This is a genomic window from Bacillus sp. LL01 (assembly GCF_001037965.1).
The window spans coordinates 1-4,666 of sequence record NZ_LFEL01000150.1 but is presented as its reverse complement, the minus strand read 5'-3'; the positions used below and the strand labels follow the sequence as shown (position 1 = coordinate 4,666).

Annotated in this window: 6 protein-coding genes; 2 read left to right on the top strand and 4 right to left on the bottom strand. The window is 37.7% G+C overall.

Annotated features, from left to right (window positions below):
* Positions 1 to 364 precede the first annotated feature (364 nt).
* The 3 genes from AB685_RS26705 to AB685_RS26695 all read right to left on the bottom strand — a co-directional run bounded on the left by AB685_RS26705 (position 365) and on the right by AB685_RS26695 (position 2,328).
* Complete coding sequence (locus tag AB685_RS26705; protein ID WP_047973626.1) at positions 365 to 1,111, bottom strand: YjbA family protein; 747 nt, start codon at positions 1,109 to 1,111, stop codon at positions 365 to 367.
* Between the two features lie 96 nt (positions 1,112 to 1,207).
* Positions 1,208 to 1,426, bottom strand: a complete 219-nt coding sequence (locus AB685_RS26700) for a hypothetical protein (protein WP_047973627.1) — start codon at positions 1,424 to 1,426, stop codon at positions 1,208 to 1,210.
* A 26-nt stretch (positions 1,427 to 1,452) separates the two neighbouring features.
* A complete protein-coding gene (locus tag AB685_RS26695; protein ID WP_082153783.1) occupies positions 1,453 to 2,328 on the bottom strand; it encodes a DUF2268 domain-containing putative Zn-dependent protease in 876 nt (291 codons plus the stop codon).
* 169 nt (positions 2,329 to 2,497) lie between these two features.
* On the opposite strand from AB685_RS26695, the gene AB685_RS31495 reads away from it, so the two are divergent.
* On the top strand, positions 2,498 to 2,638 hold the full coding sequence (locus AB685_RS31495; protein WP_157860759.1) for a hypothetical protein: 141 nt from the start codon (positions 2,498 to 2,500) through the stop codon (positions 2,636 to 2,638).
* 33 nt (positions 2,639 to 2,671) lie between these two features.
* On the top strand, positions 2,672 to 2,962 hold the full coding sequence (locus tag AB685_RS26690) for a hypothetical protein (RefSeq protein ID WP_047973624.1): 291 nt from the start codon (positions 2,672 to 2,674) through the stop codon (positions 2,960 to 2,962).
* A 64-nt stretch (positions 2,963 to 3,026) separates the two neighbouring features.
* Here AB685_RS26690 and AB685_RS26685 read toward each other — a convergent pair.
* Positions 3,027 to 4,666 (bottom strand): type IA DNA topoisomerase (locus AB685_RS26685; protein ID WP_047973623.1); only part of this gene is annotated, 1,640 nt, incomplete at its 5' end.

Genomic DNA, 4,666 nt, shown 5'->3' with positions numbered 1-4,666 from the left:
AATACATCCTTTTCAACTTCTAATATTGCCTTGGCATCTCTAAGTCTTCATCGCTATCGCTTCTTCGGAAAAGATCTAAACTACAATAAACTTCTTCATTTTCTTTCATAATAAAAAGCGGACGAATATGCTCGTCCGCTTTCTATTTTAATACCCGTTATTCTTTTTCCAGATCTTACCCACGAAAAATGATAAACCTAATGTACCAACTAGAAGTACAATTGTTAGAATTTGCATGACTAAATACGCAAAACCGTCCATCGTTACCCCTCCCATATATTCGTTCTTCCTTCTTATTATAGGAGAGTTGATGTTTCTTGTAAATGTGAGAATCTAATGGTTCACTTGATGCACATAAATTAAGTTACTTTACACTCTCGCCATGCTCAAGTTCCCATAACTTTTCAAAAAAGGCTTGTCCTTTGACCATTGATTCACACAAGTGATGGTGACGTGGTGACCAGCCGCCTTTAACTTCATTATATAATTCATGCCATGCTTCATCCCTTGATAGCATTTGAATACGAACATAGTCGCGTGGGTTMCATTCTGTATACCAATAACGCACTTCAGCATCATGGCCTGAATGATAAAGCTGATCAAGCGCCATATATAATAATTGTTTGAGTTGACGTTCTTTACGAGTCAGCCCACGCATCTCATCTGGGTCAGGTGAAAGGATATGATATTCCTTTTGCTCATGACGTTCAATTAATTCAAATGTTTCAAATTCATTTTGCTCAAGCATTTCATAAACAATTTGATCCTGTCTTGGGGTAAGTCGACTTTTTCGGATCGGTGTTTTGTAGCCCATGGTGTCAACAGCAATAATCCCTTTTCCATCTGTGGCAATAAAGCAGTAATCAAGTTGAATACGTGACATATTCTTTCTTAAATAACTTTGTTGATGCACAGCTTCAAGTAATTCTTCAGGTAGATCTGTTAATTGGTTTTCAATATAATCATATAATTCCTGACTGACTTTTACTAAGATTGCTTGATCGAGAACTTCAATTCGATCATCACTTCGCCATTCAAAAAAATCACACACATTATAACCGTTTTCTTCCCCTTCAAACCAATTGACCCATACGTCCCTAATATGAACCATATAAAGCCCCCCTTACTGTTAACGATTTGTATCCACAGTATGGGCAAGCTTAAGGTAGTTTATTCCACATTCAGTAGATTGATTCCATATTCTCAACTATTTATTTTTTCGTTCTCTGCGGTCAGGGATAGCCAAAGACCCAATCACCATTATCACTCCTATGATAAATAAATACAGCTCAGGTCTCGTTGCGATAAAATGCATATAATAAGAGAACTCATATCCCAGAGTTAAAATATTTAAATAAGCGAGTAAGCTAACACCTCCTGCAACAGCAAATCCAAACCCAACCAACATAATGAAAATCCTAACCATATTCACCCCCACCATTCTTTGCAATGTCATATAAACTTTCTTGTTCCATCCTTACGCCCCCTCACATAGTTGTAAAAACAAGATGCCTTGAGCCAATCTACGGACTTTATAGTGGTAAGTTCTTCTATCGATCTTCTTTTAAAATGCCTTAGTGCCGACTGAACAATATGATATCCACAACAATAACCAAGCCATCGAGGCACATCATCCATTCCACCACCATACAAATAATGAAGATGTTGCCCTCTTCCTTTGGTAAACAAATGAGGCTCTATCCACTGCTGGAACAATGGGATCATTTCTTTTATGTTATACATATTCGTCCAAATGGCTATATACTTTTCCCCCACTTCCTTTTGTACAGCTAATTCCGCGAGTCCTTCCATAATCATCGATTCTAATAGAGAGATCGATTCTTCTTTTTCCTTCGTGATAAAAAGTCTAAATCGATGGTGGAACTCATGCGTGATCATTGCTTTTAATTCTGCATCTGACAATCCTTCATCGAGAAATAGGATGATTGCATTATCTACAGTCAGTCCATTCTTACCTCCTAGTTTTTTAATCGTTTCTTGCTTTGAACTAGCTGGCAAAATATATATAGGAATATCTGGAGCTTTCCATTTTTTCTTTAAACTGTGAAAATGCTCTGAAATAATCGCCCAATAATGATGTTCAATTAAATGCTTCGTGACCTTTTCACAGTCCTCTTGGGGAGAAATGAGACCTAAATGAATAAAATGTCGTTGCAGTGAGAACTCGGCGTTATTGAATAGCGGTTGTAAGGGAGCGATCAGCATTTTCTGATGCCACTGTTGTTTCTGTTGTAGAGTGAGTTGGTTCGCCCATTCACCTTTATAATGGTTTAACCACTTGTCCGTTCTTACAACACCAATCATCATCACACCCTCTCTATTACTAAACTATGTTGCCACTAGAAAAAATGATTCCGCATATAGAAGAAAATTTCTTTTTTATTTTCGCTATGCATAGGATAGGGAAGTCATTATGCACCTAGTTGCCCACCTTTTCATAAGATGTAGGAAGAATCATGGGCATGGAGGTGAAGTTATGTCCGACCAAGAGGAAACACGGAGGACAATACTTTTTATAGTGGCGGCCATTTTGTTTGGTTATTTTGCCTTAGGTATTGGTAAAGATAGCCCTACTAGTTCTGGTTCACTAACTGAAGATGTCATCCTCTTAGGTTAACCTTCACAATGGCTAGGATGGGTGGTAATCAATATGAATCGACAGAACGGCCCCTATAATTGCAATCATGGTCAGAATGGTTATAACAATAATAATCAAAAAAAAGAATCCTATAATTTATCCCCCCAACAAATTGCAGTTATTGCCGCTTTAGCTACGAATGCCCTAACCGTTCGAGCGGTACTTGTCGATAATGAACAAAATGTGGAAATTGTCTTACAAGGCAACCTTCGCCAACAAACACAATTAGAAAAGATTATCGACAAAGTAAGTGAGATGCCGTTTGGGGACGTGATAGATGCATTCATGAATCGAAAAAAATAATCWTACTAGTCCAAGAACAATGAAAAAGCCCCACTCAAGGAGGGGCTTTCTGCTTGTAACTACATCATTTTTCAAAGTTGATTTTTCCTTCATTCGTTATGGTCAGAACAGCATCAAACGATCGCTCTCCTTTTTTAAAGCCCTTGATTGAGTTTGTCTTCCCTTTTTCAAGTAAAGATTTTATAATTTGCTCCGTCATCCTTTTACCCAACAACGTTTTAGATAAGGTAAAGGAACATTTTTTAGCTTTGTAATTTGAACACCCATAAAACGTTCCCCTATCAACTATTTCCCCTTTGCACAAGCGACAGGTCCCAACTACCTTTTTAGTGCCTTTACTTCTTTGTTTAAAAGGTCGTCTTTGTACAGAAGATGTATCAAACTGAGTAAAATCCCAATTCTTAGATTGAGATGCGGCTTCATCAATCAAATGAATAGATAGCTTTTTTGCTTGTTCCATAAATGCCTCTGCAGAAGCATCACCTTCTCCAATTTCGCTTAGGCGTTGTTCCCACTTTGCTGTCATTTCAGGAGAAGCAAGAATACTAGAGCCAAGTGCCTCTATTAATAAGCACCCTTTAGGAGTAGGGGATACAATGTTTTTCTCTACAATCATGTAACCACGATCTTTTAGGATCGATATAATTCCAGCTCTTGTAGCCTCTGTACCAAGTCCTTGAGCCTCCATTAATACTTTCTCTAACTCTTTATCTTCAATCGACTTTCCAGCAGCTTTCATTACAGTAATCAGTTGACCTTCCGTGTAACGTTTTGGTGGTTGGGTCATACTTTCCTTTACAATGGATTTCACAACCGTTCCTTCTTCCCCATTTGAGAGTGGTGGAAGGAGGACATCTTGATTATTTTTCGACTCATTGTAAATAACCTTACGCCATCCTTCTTGAAGCATCTGCTTTCCTTTCGATTGAAAGGTTGCCCGCTCTTCTACCGTTGTTTCAATATGACTATGACTTATGATCGCTTCTTGTTCATGGGCTGCAAGTAGGGATCGTACAATAAGGTCATAAATTTTACTCTCTTCACCTGTAAGCTTTTCAACATTTGGTACTTGTTCAGTTGGAATAATCGCATAGTGATCGCTCACTTTTTGATCATTTACATAACGCCGATTTGCTTGTAAGCTTTTAATCGGTAAGGGAAAATAAGCTTGATACTCTTTAAATTGAGCCAATTTAGATAAAATTGTAGAAAAGGTATCAGCTTCTCCTTTGGTAATGAAGCTGGAGTCTGTTCTCGGATATGAGATATATCCTTTCACATATAGTTTTTGAGCAACGTCTAATGTTTTTTTGGGAGAGAATTTATATCGTTTGTTTGCCGTTGCTTGTAAGCTTGATAAATTATATAAATACGGTGGTTGGTAACGTTTTTTCTCTTCCTTGATTTCCGTTACAACTGCTGGTTTCCCCTCACAAAATTGAGCTATTTGCTGTGCTTGTTTAGCCGATTGTACTCTTGTTTCACCTTTTTTATGCCAAGTCCCCTCATACATTTTTTCTTCCATCTGAAAGGTTGCCTTCACTTCCCAAAAAGGTTCTGATTTAAATGCTTTTATTTCTTTTTCTCTCTTTACAATTAATGCTAAAGTTGGTGTTTGAACACGTCCCGTTGAAAAAACATCATTTATCCCTTTTTCACCTAAAAGTAAGGTATACGCACGAGAGGCGTTCATTCCGATCATCC

Bases quoted from the DNA above. Each gene is read 5' to 3' on its own strand.
- AB685_RS26695 (WP_082153783.1), bottom strand. From the start codon at position 2,328: ATGATGATTGGTGTTGTAAGAACGGACAAGTGGTTAAACCATTATAAA.
- AB685_RS26690 (WP_047973624.1), top strand. From the start codon at position 2,672: ATGAATCGACAGAACGGCCCCTATAATTGCAATCATGGTCAGAATGGT.
- AB685_RS26700 (WP_047973627.1), bottom strand. From the start codon at position 1,426: ATGGTTAGGATTTTCATTATGTTGGTTGGGTTTGGATTTGCTGTTGCA.
- AB685_RS31495 (WP_157860759.1), top strand. From the start codon at position 2,498: ATGTCCGACCAAGAGGAAACACGGAGGACAATACTTTTTATAGTGGCG.